Below are 20,740 nucleotides of genomic sequence, written 5' to 3'. Positions count from 1 at the left end.
GTATATTTTAAAAAATTTTGTTTTTTTATGAAGCTTTAAATGATAGCTTTAAATCAGATAAACTTTCATCAAAATCTAATTGAAGCTGATCCAAAAACCATAAGTCATCTGGGCGGGCAAAAAAGGTGATGCCTTCAATGGTTTGCTTAATATCAAAGTCCCTCGGAACAGCTTTTTCCACACCTAAGGCGTATCCGCCGATGCCAATGCCTCCGTGCCGAACAAATAATTGAAGTGAATCCCCATCTTTCAATGCCATTTCTTCTTTATAAAATCGGGCTGCTTTTTCAGAAACTCGCAACAACGTCATCACATCCCTTTGAGTTATTGTTATATAACAGTATATCAGAATTAAACTCTGATGCAATACAAAAATAAGCCTAATTTTTAAAAAAGGGGGGATTTTATTAAATATTTAAAAATAAAAAGACTCGCCTTCTTTTGGCGAGCTTTGCTGTTAATTATTCATTTCCCGACGCTTTGCCTTGCTGTTTTTTAACTTTTGAGGTGTTACATCACTGCCGTTGGGATCAACCACTTTAATGGTATGCAAGTGTTCTTTAAATCCTTTTCTAAAAGCATTTAAATATTCTTCCCGCAGTTTTTTCTGTTCTCTTTTTTCTTCTGACGTCAATTCGGTTTGCTTTGATTTATTGGCTAATTCAGAAATCCGTTGTAATTTTTCCTGAGACAGCATGATTATACCCCTTCTTTTAGTTCTGCTTTCCCATTAGCTTAACTTATGTACAGAAGGAATTCAAGATTTACAGTCCGATGAATTTATTGCTTTATAGGCAGGATCAATTTTTGCCCAATTTCGATATTATTGCGGTTAATTTGGTTAACGCGCTCTACCCAGCTCATAAATCTATCATCATCCATTGAGATCTCTTTATCATATGTACGAGCAATTGACCAAAGCGTATCTCCTTTTTTGACTGTGACGACTTTATATTCTTTTTTATTTATTGGCTTCAGCTCAGAAGCAACAGCAACAGATGCGCACATTAACAGAATAATAAATATAATGACAAAAGATAAGCCTATTTTAGACTTGGACTCGTGGAATGTTCTATCCAATTCAATCACCCCTTGAGAGAATGTATGTTCGCTTATTATGTTATACGGAACATCTGTTTGTGTCAAGAAATTTTCGAACGAATGTTTGCGTGTAGAAATTTTAGGTGTTATAATACAGTTAGCAATCTTCCATAAGAGAGGAGCGAAGATATTGAAACTTTCAAAACGCCAGCAAGATATTATAGATTTTATTAAAAGAGAAGTTAATACAAAGGGCTATCCGCCTTCAGTCAGAGAAATCGGTGATGCCGTTGGTTTGGCATCAAGTTCGACTGTCCATGGACATTTAGAGCGTCTTGAAAAAAAGGGGCTTATTCGACGGGACCCTACTAAACCGAGAGCGATCGAAGTGCTTTACAACGACGAACCGCCCGTCCCGAAACAAGACACCGTCCAAGTTCCGGTTATCGGTAAAGTAACGGCTGGCCAGCCTATTACAGCTGTTGAAAATATTGAAGAATATTTCCCTATCCCCGCTTCAATGGCGGCAAACGATGAGGTTTTTATTTTAAATGTCATCGGAGACAGCATGATCGACGCCGGGATACTTGATGGTGATAAAGTTATTGTCAGACAGCAGAGAACTGCTGACAACGGCGATATCATCGTAGCAATGACAGAGGATGACGAGGCAACGGTCAAGCGTTTCTTTAGAGAAAATAATTATATCCGGCTTCAGCCCGAGAATCCAAATATGGAACCTATTATTCTTGGCAATTGTGTTATTCTCGGCAAGGTTATAGGCGTTTTTCGAAACATTTGCTAGTACATAGGAACTTCAAAAAACAAAGAGCAGTCCAAAATAGCCGGGGTAACCGACTTTTAGACTGCTCCTTGGTACCGCTATTCATTTAGTATATTGTAGTACTCTTCCTCGCTTAAACCAAGCGCTGCGCAAATTTCTTCATCTGTATATCCGCTTTCAATTAGACCTTCGAGCAGTTGTTTTTCATTAGGATCCGTCACAGCTGTATCTCTCCTTGCATTTAATTCCTCCTTATTATTTACATCTTTATTCTGTTGCAAACCATATTTTTCGGCGTCTGTTTATTTACAAAAAAGAAAAAATTCCGCTTTAATGTTATTGATAGGTTACCAAAAACAGGTTATTTATGATATGATTAAGATAAATGATATCTTTTGACAATAGGAGATTTAAATATGGGGAAATTAGTAAGCATCATTATTTTTATTGTTATTATAGGATTCATCGTTTTTGGGCTAACATTATGGGAAAAGGTTCTAAAAAACAATGACAAAGTGTTGGAAAGAAAAAAATCAAAAAAGAAAGGCAGCTATGATTCCAAATAACCTTATGCCGCATTTCTAAAAAATTGCGGCTCTTTGTTTCTCCCATAAGATTAACCGCTCTTTTTTTATTTCAGTTCTTCAAAAAGCCCCTCTAAAAATTCGGCTGTTCTCTTCATGACGGGTTCAGAAAAGTCGAATTCCACACCTGTTTGACGATAAATTTCAGCGATAGACTGATTTAAATTTGCGCCGGCGCTGCGTTTGTATAATGCTACGGCACGTTCAGAGCTGCTGCGATAAATGTCAAGAAGCTGCAGTGCGCCAAGTTCAGAAATCGAGTATTCAATGGCATAAAATGGATATAAAAAATAATGAGTTGTGTCAATCCAACTTGCTGCGACTTCAGATTCAAGCCCCGACGTATCCACTGGGCTGTTTTTAAAACGTTTGCTTATTTCGAGAAATTTCCTATCCCGCTCCTCGGAGGTATGGTTTGGGTTTGTGTAGATCCAATATTCAAAAAGCTCCCTGGACAGCGGTCCGATAAGCAATCCTAATGATCGACGAAGTGCTTCCCGCTGAGCATTTCTGAACTCACGGCCGTCTCCGTAAAATGTATCCAGTTTGTCTAACATCAATAGCTCCATGCCGTGCGAGTAAAGTTCAGCTGTCTCATCCCGCAGCATCTCCTCTTGAAAATAAGGATCATTGGCAAACTGCATGCAGACATTTACGGCGTGTCCCATTTCGTGAATAAGAGCGATAACAGCGGCGAAAGACGGGCTGAAATTAGCAAAAACAAACGCTTTCTTTGATGCCGGCAAAGGGTCCATGAAACATCCGGAGTACTTTCCGATTCGGCATTCTAAATCTAACAATCCGTTCTCTCTCATAAATTTGAACTGTTCCTCAAAATATGGATCTGTTTTGCCTAACATGATCTGAATGCCTTCCATTAACTCGTGGACGGTCGAGAACGGTTTCCTTTCTAACACTTTAACCGAACTGTCCCACGGGCGATACTTATCCACCCCTAGTTCTTTCCTAAACCCATCTGAAAGCCGTTTCCAAGACGGTATAATGTGTTTTTCAACCGATGACTGAAAATTGTAGCACTGCTGAATATGATATGCCCGATTCTTCACTCTGAACATATAATCGCAATAATTGTCAAAGCCTGCGTTCACTGCCGTCTGATGCCGGAGTTTCACCAGTTCGTTCATCATTTCATCGATTTCGGCCTTTACACGGCTGCGTGCCTCTGCAAGGGCCCGCCAAGCACGTTCCCGAATGGTTCTGTCTTGATGATCAAGCTGAGCTTTAACAAACGAGTATGACTTCTTTTCGCCTTCCCAATCTATCGATAATCCGCCCATTATTTCACTGTATTTCGCGCCAATTTCCTTCTCTCGAACCGCAAGCTGGATATTCTCCTTTCGAAACAGCTCAACTTTCGTGCGCCTGGCCTGCCTGACGAAACCGTATTTGCTGGCATCCAGTTCCCCGGCAAATGGACAATCACAGAATTTTTTATCTAATTCTGCCTGATACTTTAACAGAATGGGCCGTATAATTGATTGATCATACATGTGAATGTCACGTTTTTCGGGGTTTGCAGTATCCCGGTAAAAATCAATCTTGTGTCCTATCATCGTTTCTTGGATTTCATTATTAAGCACACGTTCTTGCGCAAGCCATTTTTCTAACTCTGTGATCGATCTGATGTCATACTTAACAAGAGCCTTCAATTTGTCTTCTAGTTTATTTACATCTTTTAGATCGTCATTTTCTAAATAATATGACTTTCGATGGTTTAAACCTGACATGATATTCCTCCTGTTTATTTACTTTATAAATCCCCCTTAGAGTAGGAGTGCTATTCTCAGTTTGTCGGATCGCGATGTCTTATATATAACGCCATTTTAAACAGGCCTGTTTTTTTTCAATCAATAAGGCGTTATCATCAGGGAAACCTTAATGCTTTTTTTATAAAAATAAAAAGTATCTTGAGCAAGCTGCCAAAGGATGTGCTGATTTATTTCGATAAGCTTTGTATATTAAAAGCGGAGGGGCAATAGAGGTGTTTCTGCTAGGTTATCTTTATTATCAATCTAGAAAAGAGCTTCTTCCCGCTTATCTTGTTATTTTGTAGAATACAAGGCTTTTTCACCTCCAACAATGGAAGTATATTTATGTAGCAGTGCCTCCTTATTAATATACTTTTTTAATCTTTACTCTTGTTTCATATTAAGTGCCTGCTGCCTTATTCGGGCGGCAGGTTTTTTATATGATTGACTAATAAGGAGTAATTGGGATTATACCCCCACTTCCTTTATTGTTTCCTATACGGTCTGCCGGTTCGCTTTAAGGGGCAGTTTTTTTGAAATGCATATATTGACAATATTTATTGAGTTAGCTATATTATTTAATAGGTAGATTTTCTACCAACAGACCTTCTTCCCCTGCTGCCGCCGTTATCATTTTTTAGTTAATTTACCCCTAGAAAACATGATATTTACTTCCTCCTGTGTTGTGACCTTGCTTAAGTTCAAAATAATGACTAATAATGACTTAAGTTCATATCTATGGTTGCAATTTAATAAGTTTAAATGATTGCAAATATAAATATGGAATGACGGGGAAATAACACATATGCCTTACTCGACACTCCTTGGAAGCTCACTTTGCCTACGTTAGTTGCTTAGTTGCTTAAACCATTGATTCGGAAAAATTACTCTCTGGCAGCAGGGGGTAATTTTTTTACATATGACAATAAATTTAAGAGCTATATTAAAATGGCACTATTCCGTAAATTTTCGGTTCACTAAGATAAAATGATTCGCGATAATGCGCTATCCTTCTAGAAAAAACAAATAACCTCAGTGTCATCTAAGTCTGTTTTAAAACAATGAGTTTGTTAGACATTTTTTCAATAATATAATTCTCGCTGAAAATGGTATAGGAATCAAGGTCATGAAACTGAATTTGGTCAATTTGTTTTCTTTCATACATAAGATCAGAGAAAGCTCCGAATAATCTTGGATCTTCTGTTTTTATAAAAATATGCTTCTTATCTTTTTCATAGAATCCAATAGTTGTAAATTCTACACCGTCAATGATGAGCTTAATAAACTTCTTCACAATCTCCCCTCCCTGTTAAACTCGTTTACTTAGAATAAGAAACCGCATTCAATAACGGCTGTTAAATTAAATTTTTATCAGAAGCATAAAAAAGGCAGCTGGAGATTCAGCAAATGACATTTATTATCCATTGAAACGGCCATTCAAATGCAGCATATTAAAATTAAATAATAAGATGAAGCGCCTTCTTTCTTAATTATATATTAGAAGACCTTCAAAAGGTAAAGATTTGGGCAACAAAAAGACTAACATTTTGTTGCCCAATGACATTAATAGACTTCGTAATTCTGTCCCGTTTGCGCTCCTTCGACGCTTTTTTTATAAGCTAAGGCAACACGGCTGACAGGAACGGCTTCAAATCCTTTAAAAAAGTCGCCGTATTGATCCCACGATTCAATTAAAACATTCGGACTGACGCTGTTTATGCGCATACCCCTAGGCATTTCAATCGCAGCAGACTTAACAAAAGCTTTAACGCCCCCATTGGCCATAGCCGCTGATGCCCCTTGCGGAATTGGATCATCCATCATAATGCCGGTTGTTAACGTAAAGCTTCCGCCATCATTAATATTGTCCATTCCTAAGAGAACAATATTGATTTGACCTTTGAGTTTGCTTTCGATTCCAAATTCATTTAATTCCGGCGTTAATTCCGCAAGCGGGCCAAAATGAGCCCCGCCTGCCGCACTGACTACTGCGTCAACTTTTCCGATTTTTTTGTACATGTTTTTAATGCTTTCGACCGACGTAATATCAACCTGTACATCAGAACCATGACGTCCGGCACAAATGATGTCGTGTTTTTTTCCCAATTCTTCACTCACTGCTTTTCCGATCGTACCGCTTGCACCTATCACAACTATCTTCAATATGAACCCCTCTTTCTAAGCAAAAGAACTTTTGCTAGTTATTCGGTTTATCAGGTGCGAGTAAATCCAGCATTGGCTGCCGAGCTTCCGGCCCATAAGCAACACTTCCAACCGGAACAGCATTGTTGATGGCTTCACTTACTTTAGCAATCCATATAGGACCAAAACCACCGCAAAGTTCAATCATTTGAACGCCGTCTTTTACAAGCTGCTGTGCGATTGGTATGACACGTTCTTTTTCTTCAAAATCAATTCCTATAGCTGTAAATTTGCATTCTTCATTTCCAGTGGTAACTGTATTTTCTTCCGGACTAAAATTCGGAGACAAGTATATATAAGCCCAGTTATGAAGTGCCATAACCTCATACCTCCAAAAAACATATTTTTCTTAGTTTAAATAAAAAGCGAAATAAAAACAAATGCTTTGAATCAATCGCTTAAAAACTGTTAATAAGCGTTCTGTTTTGCGAAAACTTTTCCTAAGGCATCAAGCAACTCAGGAACATCCAAGCGCTCCATTGTCACTTCAATAAAGACAAGCTTATCTTGGCTGTCAGCTAAATGAAGAGCGTCAGCGAATTCTTTTTCATTTGCGGCAACCATACTTATGCTGTTCTCACCCATGTCAAGAACTTCAGGAAGCCGGCTGTATTTCCACATATTTATATCGTTATATTTTTCGTTTGGTCCGTGAATAGCGCGTTCTACAACATAACCATCATTGTTAATAAGAATGATGATTGGCTTTAGTTGATTTTTAAGGATGGTTGACAATTCTTGTGCAGTGAGCTGGAATGACCCGTCACCGATTACCAATATATTCCGCCGGTTAGGATCAGCGATTTGCGTTCCAAGCAAAGATGGCAATGTATAACCAATCGAACCCCATAATGGCTGTCCTATAAAAGTTGATTTTTCAGGCAGAACCATTTGAGATGTACCGAAGAAGGCCGTTCCTTGTTCCGCCAACAGAACATCTTCTTTATTTAAAAAGCTGTTCAATTGCTTCCAAAAACGTTCCTGAGTAAGCGGTTTATCTGTCGGAACAAACTCATCAGCAGTTTCTCTTCTGCAGAAAGGCTGAATGTTTTGCGTATCAATGTCCCGAGGTTCAACCCCTTCTGTTAACAGCTCCAAAAGGTCACTCATACTCACTTTATCGAAGGTTTCTTGATTTATTTTTGCATAAGATGGGTGAATCTCAATGAGCTTATCTTCATCTAATTGATGAGTAAAGCCCCCTGTCAGAGAATCTGTAAGCTTGACGCCGATACTTAATATACAATCCGCATCTTCAATCCGGCTTCTGACATATGGGTCACTTAATGAACCGGTATATACACCTATAAATTGCGGATGTGTTTCATCTATTACACCCTTCCCCATGCTTAGGGACGCAACAGGGAAACCGGATTGATTAACAAAAGCCTTTAACTTTTCATTTAATTGATAACGATTAACTTCATAATCCGCTAAAATAACAGGAAATTTCGCTTGATTTATCTTTTGTAATGCCAGCTTGAGAAATGTATTCAATTGACCTGTTTCACTTGTAAATTCAGGCAAATGCAATGGACTTTTCGGTGCCTCAATTTTTTTATAGCTAATATCAGAAGGAAGATTGATGTAAACTGGTCTTTTATATAACCAGCATTCTTGAAGCACACGATCAATTTCTTCGGCAGCATTTTCTTCTGTTAAAGTTGTTTGAGCGACAGTGACTTCTTTGAACATTTTGTTAAAGTGCGTAAAATCGCCGTCACCAAGCGTATGGTGAACATAAGCGCCTGAATTTGCGACATTTGTCGCTGGCGAACCGGTGATTTTAACAACAGGTAATTGTTCTGCATAAGAACCGGCAATGCCATTAATCGCACTTAATTCTCCCACACCAAATGTCGTTACCAATGCAGCAATGCCGTTGATACGCGCATAGCCATCAGCTGCATAGGCGGCATTTAATTCATTGCAGTTGCCTATCCATTCCAAATGATCCATGGCTTCAATTTGATCTAGAAAGCCGAGGTTGAAATCACCTGGAACACCAAAAATATGTTTAACACCCATTTCTTTAAGGCGTAAAAGTAAGTAATCGCCAACTGTACATGTTGTTGAATGCATGATGATAACACTCCTTATCTTTCTATTAGGTCAACATCATTGACCTTTATTTATGTTATAACACCAAATAACATATAGGTCAACAATATTGACCTATATGTTTCGAAATCAAATTTTTTCCATTGATTTAAAAAAAGCTAAAACTTTGATATTCTTTTATAAGGAGGTCACTTGATAAATGGATAAAAAGCGCGAAGAACAATTAAACGAAATACTCGCCCTATTTTATTTTGCCTACCGCACATTCACAAAAGAACCTGACCGTATTCTTGAACAACACGGCATTCAACGTGTTCACCACCGGATTTTATTTTTTGTCGCTCGAAATCAGGGTTTAAGTGTAAATGAACTTTTAAAAACACTAGAAATAAGCAAGCAAGCCTTACATACTCCGATGCGGCAGTTGATTGAAATGGGCTATATCAAAAGCGAACCTGCAAAATACGATCGGCGTGTCCGTGAATTGCGCCTAACAGAAAAAGGCCAAAAACTTGAAAGTCAGTTAAGCAATGTTCAGCGGAGCAAAATGAATGAAATTTTTAAAGAGGTTGGATCTAAAAACGAAGAAGTTTGGAAGGAAATCATGAAAAAAATCATTGATAATGAATGAAAATAAACTGTTCGATATGTTATATTAAAGCTCGGGTGTTTGACTATTCCCCTTTCAAAATGCTGCATTTCTTCCTATAATGGGAGAAGAAAAGAGAAAAGACATGCTGCTTGATATTAAGGCAGCATGTCTTCTTCTGTTATTGAAATTGTGCATGCGATATTCTTTTATCCATTTGTTAACGCTTGAATTTATTATATTATAAAATATGGTAATCAAGGGAGCCTCTCCGCTCATCAATTTAATATTTACTCCTATGAAACCGAACCATAGAGTCTCACTTTTTTCCGGCTCTTATTTAATCCTTTGATTTGCGGCAGCTGTTAAAGAAAGTTTTATTAATCAGCAGATAGCAAAGAGTTTTGATCGCCTTCTCCTCGACCACTCGCCAACTCTTTTTATTTATAAAAGCCGGCCCCCTAAAAACAATAGAAAACCGGCAATTTTATTAAACATGGCTCATGCTTTAAAACACTATTTATTTTTCCGCTGCAATCATTAAAAACATGGGTCTTCGGATCTCATCTTTCATTTCAGGGAGCTTTTCCAACATTTCTTCAGAAGGAACAGATTCCTTCACTGCTCTTATCATAAAACCAGTGTTAATGAGATCATTGATATATGTTGAAATCGTACGATGGTATTTAATCACGCTGTCATTTAAGAATGTTGTTTCACGCAATCCTTCTATTTGATAGTTGTCAACTGGCCAATGCAAGCGATTTCCTTGCTCATTATAATGCCAATCTTGTTCCTTTCGAGAAGTAAAAATCGGATGTTCTACTGAGAACACAAAACTTCCCCCAGACTTTAGGCAATGATAGACTTTTTCACAAATTGATTTAAACGACTTAATATAATGAAACGCTAACGAACTGATTGCCACATCGAATTGAGAGTCCGAAAAGTCGATGTCTTCAATTGGCGCTTTTATATATGAAATGAAAGGATCATTTGTCATTTCACGTGCTTTTTGGATCATTTTTTCAGAGATATCAACACCTATTACCGAGCTTGCTTGCCGCTCACGAGCATATCGGCAATGCCAGCCGAAACCGCATCCTAAATCGAGTACATTTTTATCTTTCAGATTGGGAATGAGTCCTTTTAGCATATGCCATTCTCCAGCACCTTCAAGCCCTTTAACTGATCGCGGCATTTGTGCATATGCGGAAAAGAAATCCGGATCATCATATTTATTTTGTTTCATCGTTAATACATCTCCTCATATAAGATAGCCTCCTAAAATTCAAAGCCTGTCCATTTTAGGAGGCTGTACGTCTTCTTCTGACCATTCCAGCCACCTTGCCTTTGCTTCTTATTTATTGGGTTCAATTGTCTCGGATCTAAGGACATTTTAATAGATTATATCACTGAAATAACAAGAAATAGACTTCTTTCTATTATGTTAATCTATGCAAAATTTTAAAGTGAGCATAATCTATTATCGATTAACGGATGGAAGGAGGGAATTTTATGCAACAATGTGTCTTACAAGTCAATGGACAATGGTATTTACAAACTACACTTGATGGCATTACAATTCGTTTGCAAATTACTTCTCAAATCGCAGCGATCTTACAAGCAGTCGGTATACCGCTTTGCAGCGCATCAGCTTAGTAAACGTATTTTAAATCAATTCCAATGATAAGCGGTGATTAGAGCATTGCTGTGCCAGCAGCAATGCTCTATATTAATATATTGTAAATGCTTCAAGTTCTTTTTATTATAAAATATGTCTAATAAGACAATGATGTGTATAAATATTTTCCCTCTCCTTAAAATCGGGCGAAAAATAGCTTTGACTGAAATTGATTGATTTACTCTAATTAAAGCATGCAAGCTTACTATAAAATCATACATATAATAAAATTAAAAATCGAGTGATTTTAAATTATCTGCGTACCTCCTTTTTTTAGACCGTATATTTTAGCGCTTCCCGGATGCTTAAATAAAGTATCCGGGTTTTTGACTTAGGGTACAAAGGTATATTTTAATTGTCCCCTCCACCTTTGACCATACCAAATTCTAAAAAAACAATAAGATAAATTAACAATGAAAGGAGGTAAAAACAATGGGTCGCAGACCTAACCTATTTGATGATTGTTGTTTTGAAAGAGAACACAGGATAAGGCATGAAGAAGAATGCTGTGAACACGAATGTGAAGAAAAAGAAGAATGCTGTGAAGAAGAGGAATGTGTTGGTGTTGTCACATCAGGATCTTTATTGACTCTGGCAGTGACTAGCACTCCTATCCCTCTTCCGCTGACATCTCCTATTTTAGTAACTGATTGTGTTCGGGTTGCTCCTACCGGCGGAATTATTGTAGAAGAGGATGGAGATTATCTTGTTGAGTTTACAGCCAGTATATTAGTTGCTTCCGCAACAGGCGGTCTGTCCGTATATGCAGATTCTAAATTTTTAGGTAATGCCGGTTCGCTGTCTGCTGTTGGTTTGGCTAACTTTGCTGAAATCGTTCATCTTTGCAAAGGCGACCTCGTTCAAGTTGTAGCCAATGGCCCAATTGCTGCTGGTGTACTTGGCCAAGGTACGTTAACAGTCGCAAAACTGGATGAAGATTGCGACTAATCTGCAATGTCCATGAAGGTTATTAACATTTTCAGAAAAATACCATTTCATTTTCATTTATTTTTGACTAGAAATAAAGGCTCATTATTTCCTCCTAACCTATCCTTTTTTCATTATGCTTACCATTGAAAAGGTATCCTGTATTACAGCAGGTGCCTTTTTTGCATTTTAGAGGCTCAGGCAATTAATTAAATAAATCGACATCAGTTGAATTTGAGATAGACTATACCGAGGGCATTTTCTAAACCGCACACTGGCGTTTTTGTCAGATAACCAAAATTAATATTCTGCTGTGAAAGAATCATTGGCATTAAATAATAAAGAAAAACTTAGAATCATTGCATCACTATGGTTAACCATCGCGGTTTTGACAGATTCGCGGCAATATCGGTAATCATATTTTTTGACATATAAAATTAAGGAAAAATTCAATATGTTTCTATTGCAATGGCCGCAATAATTATTCATAATAGCTTAAAAGTACAGTGCTTAATAAAAAACCGTTAAGGAGTGAATCTATGTCCTACAAAAAAATGTTTAATATTGGATATGCAGTTTATCTTGGCCTTTTAATTCTTATTTACATCTTTTCCCCCATTAAACATGGCTATCAAGCTATAGTTATATTAACACTGATTTTTGGTATATATAATCTCGTTTTAATGAGCAAGTACGAATTTAAAAAACATAAATAGCAACGCTGCCCCTGCAAGTATCCTTTTTGCAGAAAAAGCGGAGCCTATCATCAAAATAATCTTTGTCTTTAAAACGAAGAATAGGATAAGTGATGCCGCCATCATTTATTTTCGAATGGAACTTTATATTCCTCTGCCCAAAAAAGCGAATTCTTTAAATCCCCCATACCAGGCACTTCATTGTTAGTTAATATATTCTCTGTCTGCTTTTGATTCTAAAATCACCTGCTTTTTCATTTTTCTCCCATTATCATTCATTTTTTATCCCAAATATATCCGCAGATTTGAAATAAATTTGACAGTTGAGGCATATATACGAAAATAATCCTTAAAAAGTATTGAGGAATTCGCACCATTGATGTAGTTTATTGTTGAAATCGAAAAACAGGAGGATTATTAAAGTGAAAAAATTCATATTTAGTTTTATGGCTCTGCTCCTAGTTATCGCTTTGTCAGCTTGCGGAAATGACAAAGACAACTCGAACACAGAGAAAAAGGATAGCGTTCAAGAGAAGTTATCAAATATAAAAACAAAAAAAGATGATCCTTCGTTATCTCAAGAACAAATTAAAAAAGAGGCAAAAGAATATTCATATGAGGAAATAAGCAATGAAAAGCTCCCTAAAGGAACAAAAGTCAAAATAAACGGTCAAGTTGACTTTTATTCATTCTCTCATTCCCATGATGGCGGAATTCACAAAGGAGATAAATTTGTTATTAGTTCAGATTTAACAGACGACTACATCGTGATAAACGCAGTCAATAAATCTTATCCGAAAATAACGCAAGGATACAAAGTTAAAGTATATGGTACTTTCGCGGGGATGGGAGAAAAGAAATATGATCATACAAAAAAGAAATACCCAATAATCATCGCTTATGCAATTGAAACAGAAAAAAAGAGATAAACTAAAGTTATCATAAACCTATAATGAGACAGGCCATAAAGGGGTTCAGGGAAACTATTTTACAAGTCCCCAATATATATTAATCTATTAAAGATCGGGCTTCCAATCATTATTGAAAGATTATAATGTTCTGCGAGTTACGAGGAAGTCTATCTCAGAGACTACGCAGTCCTATAGAGGAAGACTCGTAAAGGCATTACAGAATATCTCGCATTTCTATAACTATAAGCGCCCTCACCAGTCTTTAAGCCGCCAAACATTTGTTCATGATAATAACATCCATCCTTCTCTGCAAAGAACCTGTCAAGGGAAATTATGCCCTTGACAGGCCCCCTAGGGTAAGTAAAGATAATGGCATAGATCTCTAAGAATTTATTACTGGCCTGCAACCTTAGCTGATTTTCTCTTAGAACCTGCCATTTCTGTTTCAATCTGTTCTAAGCTGCGGCCTTTTGTTTCCACGACTACGAAACGTATGAAAAATAATCCTAGAACACAAATGATCCCAAAAGCCGAGAAAACGATGCCAAAGCTGAATTTATCAGCAAGAATCGGGAAAACCAGTCCAACGGCAAGTGAACCCGTCCAGTTAAAGGCTGAGGAAATCCCTGCACCGATTCCACGTACGGCAAGCGGGAAGATTTCCCCAACGATAATCCAAGTAAGCGGTGCCCAAGAGAACGAATAGAAAAGAATGAAGCAGCAAAGCGCAATTAACGTTACCCAGTTAAGTACGTCTGCATTGACACCTAATGCTCCAAGAATTGCCGGCGTAAAGAACGAAAGAGCCATACCTGCGCCACCGACAGTAAGGATAGTACGACGGTTATATTTATCGACAAATTGCAAAAAGACAATTGTTGTCACCACGAAGATCACACCGACAATTACAGTAAATCCAGCAGCGACCTGCGGCGCTAATCCAACTTGACGAGCGATATCGGTGGCATAGTAGACGATTGAATTTGATCCTTGAATTTGTTGGAAGGCCGCCATGCCAACCCCGATAATTAAAGCCATGCGGAATTTCTTATGAAATAATTGTCCAATACCCGATTTTTCCCGTTCGGCAACTTCTTCAATTTCGGCAATTTCAATATCTACTTCACTTTTTGAACTGCGAAGAGACATTAACACTTCGTGAGCTTTATCAACCATGCCGTTTTTAATAAGGTAACGGGGTGATTCCGGAAGCTTCAGCATCCCAAAATATAATACGATGGCAAAAACGCCGGCACTCCCGAGCATGAATCGCCAACTGTTTGGAATTGGCTCCAAAGCAAAAGCCACAATATAGCTTAATAACATCCCGCTTACAATCATTAATTGGTTCAAACCTGAAAGTTTTCCGCGAACATTCGCCGGTGCTATTTCTGACATGTATGCAGGAACTAAAGAGGAAGCTGTTCCGACTGCTATCCCTAAGAAGACGCGGGCAATAGTCAAGATGATTTCATCCGGTGCAGCAGCTGAACCGAGTGCACCTGCAAGGAAAATCACAGAGGAAATCAAGATTAATTTTCTTCGGCCAAACTTATCTCCTAATAACCCACTTAAAATTGACCCAATAATAGCCCCGCCCATTAGGGAAGAAACAACGATGCCTAACCATAATGGGCTTAAATTAAAATCACTCTCGATATGCCCTTCCGCACCGGCAATAATCCCGATATCATAACCAAATAAAATACCAGCAAACGAACCAAAAAAGAAAATAAATTTACTTGATACTTTACTCATGATAGAATACACCTTTCTATTTTCTTGAGTTTCCCCGTCAATCACATCGCTTTAATCCGGCCTATTAAAACGCTTTCATCATTTTTTATATTTTTACCTCCAAGGAAGCATCATCTCCCCGGAGGATAGAAGCATTATTTGATCACAACGTATTCCAAGTCAACAAGCTTTGCATATGTTACAATTTGGTCAGTTGTTAAATTCAATGAAACAACCGTATGGTGACCGCCGCCATTCTCAATCCAAGCTTTAACCCCATCATGGAAGTTCGGCTTAATATTCCAAAGGACACGGGCCACCGGAAGCTCCGGAGCTGGAACAGTCGGCTCAAACGCTGAAACTTCATTGATCAAAAGTTTGAAATGAGTACCAAAATCCGCCATTGAAACAACGACACCATCTCCTGCTTTACCGTCAAATACTAAGCGCGCCGGATCTTCACGATTGCCAACTCCTAACGGAGACACGATAATTTTTGGTTTGTTGCTTGCTAATGTGGGATCGACTTCAAGCATATGTGATTGAAGGACTGATTCTCGTTCAGCCGCTAATTCATAAGTGTAATCTTCCATAAAGCCGGTAGATTGGTTATGGCTCATCACTTTAAGTAAACGATCGAGCGCTGCAGTCTTCCAATCGCCTTCACCAGCAAATCCATATCCTTGTCCCATTAAACGTTGAACCGCAAGTCCAGGAAGCTGTTTCATACCATATAAATCTTCGAAGTTAGTTGTAAAGGCATTGTAACCGCCGGCATCAAGGAAACGTTTGATAGCGATTTCATATATTGCTTGTTCTTTTACGCTTGCTTCCCAATCTTCCTTACTGTACGTACCGTAGTCAAATTCATAAAGGTTCGCATATTCTGCAAATAAAGTTTCTACTTCTTCGTCCTTTACAGCATTCACGTATTGAACAAGATCTCCAATACCAAAGTAGTCAACTGTCCACCCAAACTGAATTTGCGCTTCAATCTTATCCCCTTCGGTAACTGCAACGTTGCGCATGTTGTCGCCAAATCGAGCGACTTTGATGTTGAAGCTTTCATTAAAGGCAGCCGCGGCGTCCATCCATTCTGCAATTTTCTGCTGCACTTCAGGCCGCTGCCAGTAACCTACGACGACTTTATTTTGTTTGTTCAAACGGGCATTGATGAAACCATATTCACGATCACCATGAGCTGATTGGTTCAGGTTCATGAAGTCCATATCAATTGTTGCCCAAGGAATACTTTCATTGAATTGTGTTACTAAATGAAGCAATGGTTTTTGTAATAATTTTATTCCGCGAATCCACATTTTCGCAGGCGAGAAAGTATGCATCCAAGTGATGACGCCGGCTACTTCATCGCGATAGTTGACTTCTTTCATGATGTTTGTGATTTTGTCTGCGCTGACAGCTAAATCTTGCAATACAATCGGATAAGGTAAAACACCGCTTTCATTTATAGCATTGGTCATCGTTTGTGCATGCCCTTTAACTTTCGCTAATGCATCTTCCCCATAAAGGTGTTGTGAACCTACGACAAACCAAAATTCCTTTTTATCTATTTTTGTCATCATGACCCTCTTTTCTATTTGATCGTTTGTATTACTTTTGACCATAATAGGCGTTTTTCCCGTGTTTTCGTAAATAGTGTTTATCTAAAATACGCTGCGGCAATTCTTCAGCAAAATGATTTAATTCACGTGCAAATAAATTAATTTTAGAAATTTCATCCAAAATTACACTATTCATGACCGCTGATTTTACATCTTTGCCCCATGTAAATGGACCATGACCATGAAGCAAGACACCGGGAACGGCCAAAACATCTAACCCCCGCTCTTCAAATGTTTCGATAATGACATGACCCGTTGCCGTTTCGTATCCACGATCAATCTCCTCTTGTGTCAAGAAGCGGGCGCATGGTACGGAACCATAGAATGTATCCGCATGGGTGGTCCCCATCGCTGGAACATCAAGACCTGCTTGAGCCCAAATTGTCGCCCAAGTCGAATGAGTATGCACAATGCCGCCGATTTCCGGATAATATTTATAAAGTACGGCGTGAGTCGGTGTATCTGATGAAGGGTTCAGCTCTCCTTCGACAACATTGCCTTCCAAATCAACAACGACCATATCACTAGCTTTCATCGTTTCATAATCAACACCACTTGGTTTAATAACAAATAAACCGCTTTCACGATCAATAGCGCTTGCATTTCCCCATGTGTATTTCACGAGTCCTTGCTTAGGTAAGTCCAAATTTGCTTGAAATACTTCTTCTTTCAATTGTTCTAACACGTCAATTCCCCCCAGTTTTCCACTAAGTGGTCTACAGCGGCCCGCTCAATCACTAAACCTTTTTTGTATCGTTCGATAAATACTTCAAATCCTTTAACGTCAAATTTATCAGGATAAATGTCTTGCCTATCAACCTCTTTAAAGACTTTGTTGTCGAGGAATTCTTCTAAGCTTTCATTTTGATCTTTGTTCATCATGTAAGAAGCTAGAATAGCAATTCCCCACGCACCGCCTTCTCCGGCTGTTGCCATCACCGAAACTGGAGCATTCAATGCAGCTGCAGCAATTTTTTGCCCAACAACAGGTGTTTTAAACAAACCGCCGTGAGCTAAAATGCTATCAATGACGATATTTTCTTTCTTAGTTAAAATATCCATGCCAATTTTCAAAGCACCAAAAGCTGTAAAAAGATGGGTCCGCATGAAATTGGCTAAATTGAAATTGCTTTCAGGCGAGCGGACAAATAGCGGCCGGCCCTTTTCTAACCCTGTGATATTTTCACCTGAAAAATAGCCGTAGCTAAGCAAGCCGCCGCCATCTGAGTCAGCTTCCAAAGCTTTTTTCAACATCACATCAAATAATTTATTCGTTTCAACCTGTTGTCCCATCGCTTCTGAAAATTCACGGAACAATCCAAGCCAAGCATTGATATCGCTTGAACAGTTATTTGCATGAACCATAGCGACCGGATGACCGTTTGGTGTCGTTACCAAATCAATTTCCGGATATACCCTTGAAAGTTCTTTCTCCAATACAATCATGGCAAAAACTGAAGTTCCTACCGAGATATTTCCAGTGCGTTTCCTTACACTATTTGTAGCAACCATCCCTGTTCCGGCATCACCTTCTGGTGGACAAAGCGGAATGCCTGGTTGTAAATTTTGTGATCTATCTAGGATTTTCGCTCCCACTTCGGTTAATTTACCTGCTTCTTCGCCAGAAACATAGATTTTCGGAAGGACATCCCTAAGATTCCAAGGGTAACCTTTGCCCGCAATAAGCTCATCAAACGTCTTAACCATTGATTCATTGTAATCTCGCGTTGCTTCATCAATTGGGAACATCCCTGAAGCATCCCCAATGCCAATGGCCTTATTGCCAGTCAGCAGCCAGTGGATGAATCCAGCTAGAGTAGTAATAAGATCAATACGGGGTAAATGTTTCTCTTCATTTAATATTGCTTGGTAAAGATGAGCAACACTCCACCGTTCAGGAATATTAAATTGGAAATTATCAGTTAATTGCTTTGCTGCAACTCTGGTTGTTGCATTGCGCCAAGTCCGAAACGGAACAAGCAGCTCACCCGTATTGTCAAAGGCCATATACCCATGCATCATTGCAGAAATTCCAATAGAACCAACTGTTCGAATGGTGATGCCATAATCCCGTTCAACTTCTTGCTTCATTTCACTATAAGCTGCTTGCAGCCCCGTGATCATATCTACTAAGTTGTACGTCCAAAACCCGCCTTCCAAAATGTTTTCCCACTCATAACTTCCAGAGGCGATTGTTTCAAAACGATGATCAATCAATACCGCTTTAATACGCGTGGACCCGAATTCAATCCCAAGTGAAGTTTCTCCCTTAGTAATCGCTTGTTTAATGTTTATCTTATTTGTTTTCACGTTTACCCCTTCTCTGATAGCGATTTCAATATCTCGAACGAACGGAGCCACCTTTCTTTACGGTTAACTTAACAACAACTTCAGTATATTTTTTGTACGTACATTTGTCAACTGTTAATACATATATACCCATTTATACTTACAAATATGACAGCGATAACCTTGCTGTTTTCCTCATCGCACTTATTTAAAAGGCTTTCATATGCATAAAATCTAAATAGACAAACTGAAAAATAAAATACAATTTTTCGCCCATTTATATAAAAACAAGACAACACTTTTAAATATGTCCGTATAAATAGACCGAATATACATTTTACTCATAGCACTTTTGGAAACACAATATAAATAACTTGGTATGCAATCCACATCAAATATTTCTTGAAGCCATTTAAAAAACTCATTCATAGTCATCTAATCAAAAAAGGCGAAATCAAAATTCATAATGACTCCTTTGGCTTCGCCTTTAGTTTATATTCTTTGATTAAATGATCCAGTGCCATAACCTTTTATTGAACCGTTTACATTAATGTATAACTAAATCGCATGAATCCAATTAAATATGTTAAAATAATATTTGTACGTATATGTTTTTGGAGGCATCGCATGGTTGCAAAATATATTCAAATACAAGAGGAAATTAAATCGTGGATTCTTGAAGGATTAATTGAACCAAATAAGAAAATAGGCTCTGAAAGTGAACTAATGGGAAAATTCGGGGTTAGCCGCCATACTGTTCGTCAAGCAATCGGCGAACTTGTCAATGAAGGATGGCTTTACCGGATTCAAGGGGGCGGTACTTATGTAGTTGACCGTTTCTCAGACACAAAAGTCCATACCAATAAAACTATCGGGGTCATAACCACATACCTTTCTGACTATATTTTCCCTTCAATAATCAGAGGCATTGAGTCTTATTTATCTCAAAACGGCTATACACTGCTTTTAACCAGTACAAATAATAATATCGAAAGCGAAAAAAAGAGTCTGCAAAACATTATCACTAAGAATATTGACGGGCTGATTGTTGAACCAACAAAGAGTGCCTTGCATAACCCGAATCTCGGTTATTACTTGAATTTAGAAAAGCATAAAATCCCTTATGTCATGATCAATGCTTCATACCCCGAACTTGCGGCGCCAAGTTTTACTATGGACGATGAAAAAGGCGGATACATCGCTACTGAGCATTTGCTCAAATTAGGGCATAAAAAAATCATGGGCATTTTTAAAACCGACGACTTACAAGGCGTTAACCGGATGAAGGGATATATTCAAGCACACCGGGACCATCAAATGATCCCTTCCCCTGATATGATTATTTCTTACACTACTGAGGAAAATAAAACCGCTTTACAAGATAAAGTAAAGAAATATCTTACAAAACCGTCAGCAGACAGACCGGAAGCCTTTTTTTGCTATAACGATGATACCGCTATGCGTATATTAGATGTTATACGCGAGCTGAACCTGAAAGTCCCTGATGATCTATCTATCGTAGGTTATGACGATTCCCATCTGGCTGAAATTTCAGAAGTCAAATTAACAACGATTAAACATCCAAAGATAAAAATGGGTGAAGCGGCTGCTAAGTCTATTATTGATATGCTCGAAAATCGTCAAAACAGTATTGAGTCCATGACGTTTGAACCTGAGCTTGTCATTAGAAATTCAACCGCCATGGTAAACCGGCATCTTAAGGCATAGGGTTGGTTCGGGCGCCTTCTGTCTACTATTACTTATATAGACCTAAGAAAATAACCCGCTTATATGATGTGATCCAGTCAAGGAAACAACATTAAAAAGCACATTTAAGCTGGATGA

The 20,740-nt window shown here is 38.3% G+C and carries 21 protein-coding genes; 7 read left to right on the top strand and 14 right to left on the bottom strand.

Annotated elements, in window-relative coordinates:
* Window positions 1–25: 25 nt before the first annotated feature.
* From JOD45_RS03285 to yneA, 3 genes are all read right to left on the bottom strand, one after another.
* A complete protein-coding gene (locus tag JOD45_RS03285; protein WP_205002433.1) occupies window positions 26–304 on the bottom strand; it encodes a HesB/YadR/YfhF family protein in 279 nt (92 codons plus the stop codon).
* 153 nt (window positions 305–457) lie between these two features.
* The gene (locus tag JOD45_RS03280; protein ID WP_205002432.1) at window positions 458–697 is read right to left on the bottom strand and encodes a DUF896 domain-containing protein; all 240 of its coding nucleotides are present in this window, start codon (window positions 695–697) and stop codon (window positions 458–460) included.
* 83 nt (window positions 698–780) lie between these two features.
* Window positions 781–1,080, bottom strand: coding sequence for a cell division suppressor protein YneA (gene yneA / locus JOD45_RS03275; RefSeq protein WP_205002431.1), 300 nt, complete (start codon window positions 1,078–1,080; stop codon window positions 781–783).
* A 148-nt stretch (window positions 1,081–1,228) separates the two neighbouring features.
* On the opposite strand from yneA, the gene lexA reads away from it, so the two are divergent.
* Window positions 1,229–1,846 (top strand): transcriptional repressor LexA, encoded by a 618-nt coding sequence (gene lexA / locus JOD45_RS03270; RefSeq protein WP_205002466.1) that lies wholly within the window; start codon window positions 1,229–1,231, stop codon window positions 1,844–1,846.
* A gap of 77 nt (window positions 1,847–1,923) precedes the next feature.
* Here lexA and JOD45_RS03265 read toward each other — a convergent pair whose 3' ends face one another.
* Window positions 1,924–2,106 carry a hypothetical protein gene (locus tag JOD45_RS03265; protein WP_205002430.1) on the bottom strand — a complete coding sequence of 61 codons (183 nt, stop codon included), beginning with the start codon at window positions 2,104–2,106 and terminating at the stop codon, window positions 1,924–1,926.
* Window positions 2,107–2,241: 135 nt separating this feature from the next.
* Here JOD45_RS03265 and JOD45_RS03260 point away from each other — a divergent pair, with 135 nt between their 5' ends.
* Window positions 2,242–2,391 carry a hypothetical protein gene (locus tag JOD45_RS03260; RefSeq protein ID WP_205002429.1) on the top strand — a complete coding sequence of 50 codons (150 nt, stop codon included), beginning with the start codon at window positions 2,242–2,244 and terminating at the stop codon, window positions 2,389–2,391.
* Window positions 2,392–2,456: 65 nt separating this feature from the next.
* Here JOD45_RS03260 and JOD45_RS03255 read toward each other — a convergent pair whose 3' ends face one another.
* The 5 genes from JOD45_RS03255 to JOD45_RS03235 form a co-directional block, all read right to left on the bottom strand.
* Window positions 2,457–4,157 carry a M3 family oligoendopeptidase gene (locus JOD45_RS03255; RefSeq protein ID WP_205002428.1) on the bottom strand — a complete coding sequence of 567 codons (1,701 nt, stop codon included), beginning with the start codon at window positions 4,155–4,157 and terminating at the stop codon, window positions 2,457–2,459.
* 1,063 nt (window positions 4,158–5,220) lie between these two features.
* Window positions 5,221–5,472: a hypothetical protein gene (locus JOD45_RS03250; protein ID WP_205002427.1), complete on the bottom strand. Its 252-nt coding sequence runs from the start codon at window positions 5,470–5,472 to the stop codon at window positions 5,221–5,223.
* A gap of 269 nt (window positions 5,473–5,741) precedes the next feature.
* Window positions 5,742–6,341 carry a short chain dehydrogenase gene (locus JOD45_RS03245; RefSeq protein ID WP_205002426.1) on the bottom strand — a complete coding sequence of 200 codons (600 nt, stop codon included), beginning with the start codon at window positions 6,339–6,341 and terminating at the stop codon, window positions 5,742–5,744.
* Window positions 6,342–6,375: 34 nt separating this feature from the next.
* The gene (locus JOD45_RS03240) at window positions 6,376–6,699 is read right to left on the bottom strand and encodes a DUF6506 family protein (RefSeq protein WP_205002425.1); all 324 of its coding nucleotides are present in this window, start codon (window positions 6,697–6,699) and stop codon (window positions 6,376–6,378) included.
* A gap of 89 nt (window positions 6,700–6,788) precedes the next feature.
* Window positions 6,789–8,462 (bottom strand): alpha-keto acid decarboxylase family protein, encoded by a 1,674-nt coding sequence (locus JOD45_RS03235; protein WP_205002424.1) that lies wholly within the window; start codon window positions 8,460–8,462, stop codon window positions 6,789–6,791.
* 178 nt (window positions 8,463–8,640) lie between these two features.
* Between JOD45_RS03235 and JOD45_RS03230 the strand changes: the two genes are divergently transcribed.
* A complete protein-coding gene (locus JOD45_RS03230; RefSeq protein WP_205002423.1) occupies window positions 8,641–9,072 on the top strand; it encodes a MarR family winged helix-turn-helix transcriptional regulator in 432 nt (143 codons plus the stop codon).
* Window positions 9,073–9,550: 478 nt separating this feature from the next.
* Here JOD45_RS03230 and JOD45_RS03225 read toward each other — a convergent pair whose 3' ends face one another.
* Window positions 9,551–10,282, bottom strand: a complete 732-nt coding sequence (locus JOD45_RS03225; protein ID WP_205002422.1) for a class I SAM-dependent methyltransferase — start codon at window positions 10,280–10,282, stop codon at window positions 9,551–9,553.
* A 266-nt stretch (window positions 10,283–10,548) separates the two neighbouring features.
* Here JOD45_RS03225 and JOD45_RS03220 point away from each other — a divergent pair, with 266 nt between their 5' ends.
* The 3 genes from JOD45_RS03220 (at window position 10,549) to JOD45_RS03210 (ending at window position 13,265) form a co-directional block, all read left to right on the top strand.
* The gene (locus JOD45_RS03220; RefSeq protein ID WP_205002421.1) at window positions 10,549–10,692 is read left to right on the top strand and encodes a DUF3956 family protein; all 144 of its coding nucleotides are present in this window, start codon (window positions 10,549–10,551) and stop codon (window positions 10,690–10,692) included.
* A gap of 454 nt (window positions 10,693–11,146) precedes the next feature.
* The gene (locus JOD45_RS03215) at window positions 11,147–11,662 is read left to right on the top strand and encodes a hypothetical protein (RefSeq protein ID WP_205002420.1); all 516 of its coding nucleotides are present in this window, start codon (window positions 11,147–11,149) and stop codon (window positions 11,660–11,662) included.
* A gap of 1,096 nt (window positions 11,663–12,758) precedes the next feature.
* A complete protein-coding gene (locus JOD45_RS03210; RefSeq protein ID WP_205002419.1) occupies window positions 12,759–13,265 on the top strand; it encodes a hypothetical protein in 507 nt (168 codons plus the stop codon).
* Between the two features lie 375 nt (window positions 13,266–13,640).
* On the opposite strand, the gene JOD45_RS03205 is transcribed toward JOD45_RS03210, so the two are convergent.
* From JOD45_RS03205 to JOD45_RS03190, 4 genes are all read right to left on the bottom strand, one after another.
* Complete coding sequence (locus tag JOD45_RS03205; protein ID WP_205002418.1) at window positions 13,641–15,005, bottom strand: sugar porter family MFS transporter; 1,365 nt, start codon at window positions 15,003–15,005, stop codon at window positions 13,641–13,643.
* 134 nt (window positions 15,006–15,139) lie between these two features.
* A complete protein-coding gene (gene araA, locus JOD45_RS03200; RefSeq protein WP_205002417.1) occupies window positions 15,140–16,564 on the bottom strand; it encodes an L-arabinose isomerase in 1,425 nt (474 codons plus the stop codon).
* A 31-nt stretch (window positions 16,565–16,595) separates the two neighbouring features.
* Window positions 16,596–17,291 (bottom strand): L-ribulose-5-phosphate 4-epimerase AraD, encoded by a 696-nt coding sequence (locus JOD45_RS03195; protein ID WP_205002416.1) that lies wholly within the window; start codon window positions 17,289–17,291, stop codon window positions 16,596–16,598.
* Window positions 17,285–18,916: an FGGY-family carbohydrate kinase gene (locus JOD45_RS03190; RefSeq protein WP_205002415.1), complete on the bottom strand. Its 1,632-nt coding sequence runs from the start codon at window positions 18,914–18,916 to the stop codon at window positions 17,285–17,287. The genes JOD45_RS03195 and JOD45_RS03190 overlap by 7 nt, the downstream gene beginning before the upstream one ends.
* Window positions 18,917–19,522: 606 nt before the next feature.
* On the opposite strand from JOD45_RS03190, the gene JOD45_RS03185 reads away from it, so the two are divergent.
* A complete protein-coding gene (locus tag JOD45_RS03185) occupies window positions 19,523–20,623 on the top strand; it encodes a GntR family transcriptional regulator (RefSeq protein ID WP_205002414.1) in 1,101 nt (366 codons plus the stop codon).
* Window positions 20,624–20,740 lie beyond the last annotated feature (117 nt).

Source organism: Scopulibacillus daqui (genome assembly GCF_016908855.1).
Classification (GTDB): Bacteria; Bacillota; Bacilli; order Bacillales; family Sporolactobacillaceae; genus Scopulibacillus_A; species Scopulibacillus_A daqui.
Note: the sequence above shows the minus strand (reverse complement) of the source record. Positions and strands in the feature narration are given on the sequence as shown.

Coding starts and splice junctions, on each gene's coding strand:
- JOD45_RS03205 (WP_205002418.1), bottom strand. CDS start 15,005: ATGAGTAAAGTATCAAGTAAATTTATTTTCTTTTTTGGTTCGTTTGCT.
- JOD45_RS03255 (WP_205002428.1), bottom strand. CDS start 4,157: ATGTCAGGTTTAAACCATCGAAAGTCATATTATTTAGAAAATGACGAT.
- JOD45_RS03260 (WP_205002429.1), top strand. CDS start 2,242: ATGGGGAAATTAGTAAGCATCATTATTTTTATTGTTATTATAGGATTC.
- JOD45_RS03230 (WP_205002423.1), top strand. CDS start 8,641: ATGGATAAAAAGCGCGAAGAACAATTAAACGAAATACTCGCCCTATTT.
- JOD45_RS03185 (WP_205002414.1), top strand. CDS start 19,523: ATGGTTGCAAAATATATTCAAATACAAGAGGAAATTAAATCGTGGATT.
- JOD45_RS03225 (WP_205002422.1), bottom strand. CDS start 10,282: ATGAAACAAAATAAATATGATGATCCGGATTTCTTTTCCGCATATGCA.
- JOD45_RS03215 (WP_205002420.1), top strand. CDS start 11,147: ATGGGTCGCAGACCTAACCTATTTGATGATTGTTGTTTTGAAAGAGAA.
- JOD45_RS03240 (WP_205002425.1), bottom strand. CDS start 6,699: ATGGCACTTCATAACTGGGCTTATATATACTTGTCTCCGAATTTTAGT.
- JOD45_RS03280 (WP_205002432.1), bottom strand. CDS start 697: ATGCTGTCTCAGGAAAAATTACAACGGATTTCTGAATTAGCCAATAAA.
- araA (WP_205002417.1), bottom strand. CDS start 16,564: ATGACAAAAATAGATAAAAAGGAATTTTGGTTTGTCGTAGGTTCACAA.
- JOD45_RS03220 (WP_205002421.1), top strand. CDS start 10,549: ATGCAACAATGTGTCTTACAAGTCAATGGACAATGGTATTTACAAACT.
- JOD45_RS03235 (WP_205002424.1), bottom strand. CDS start 8,462: ATGCATTCAACAACATGTACAGTTGGCGATTACTTACTTTTACGCCTT.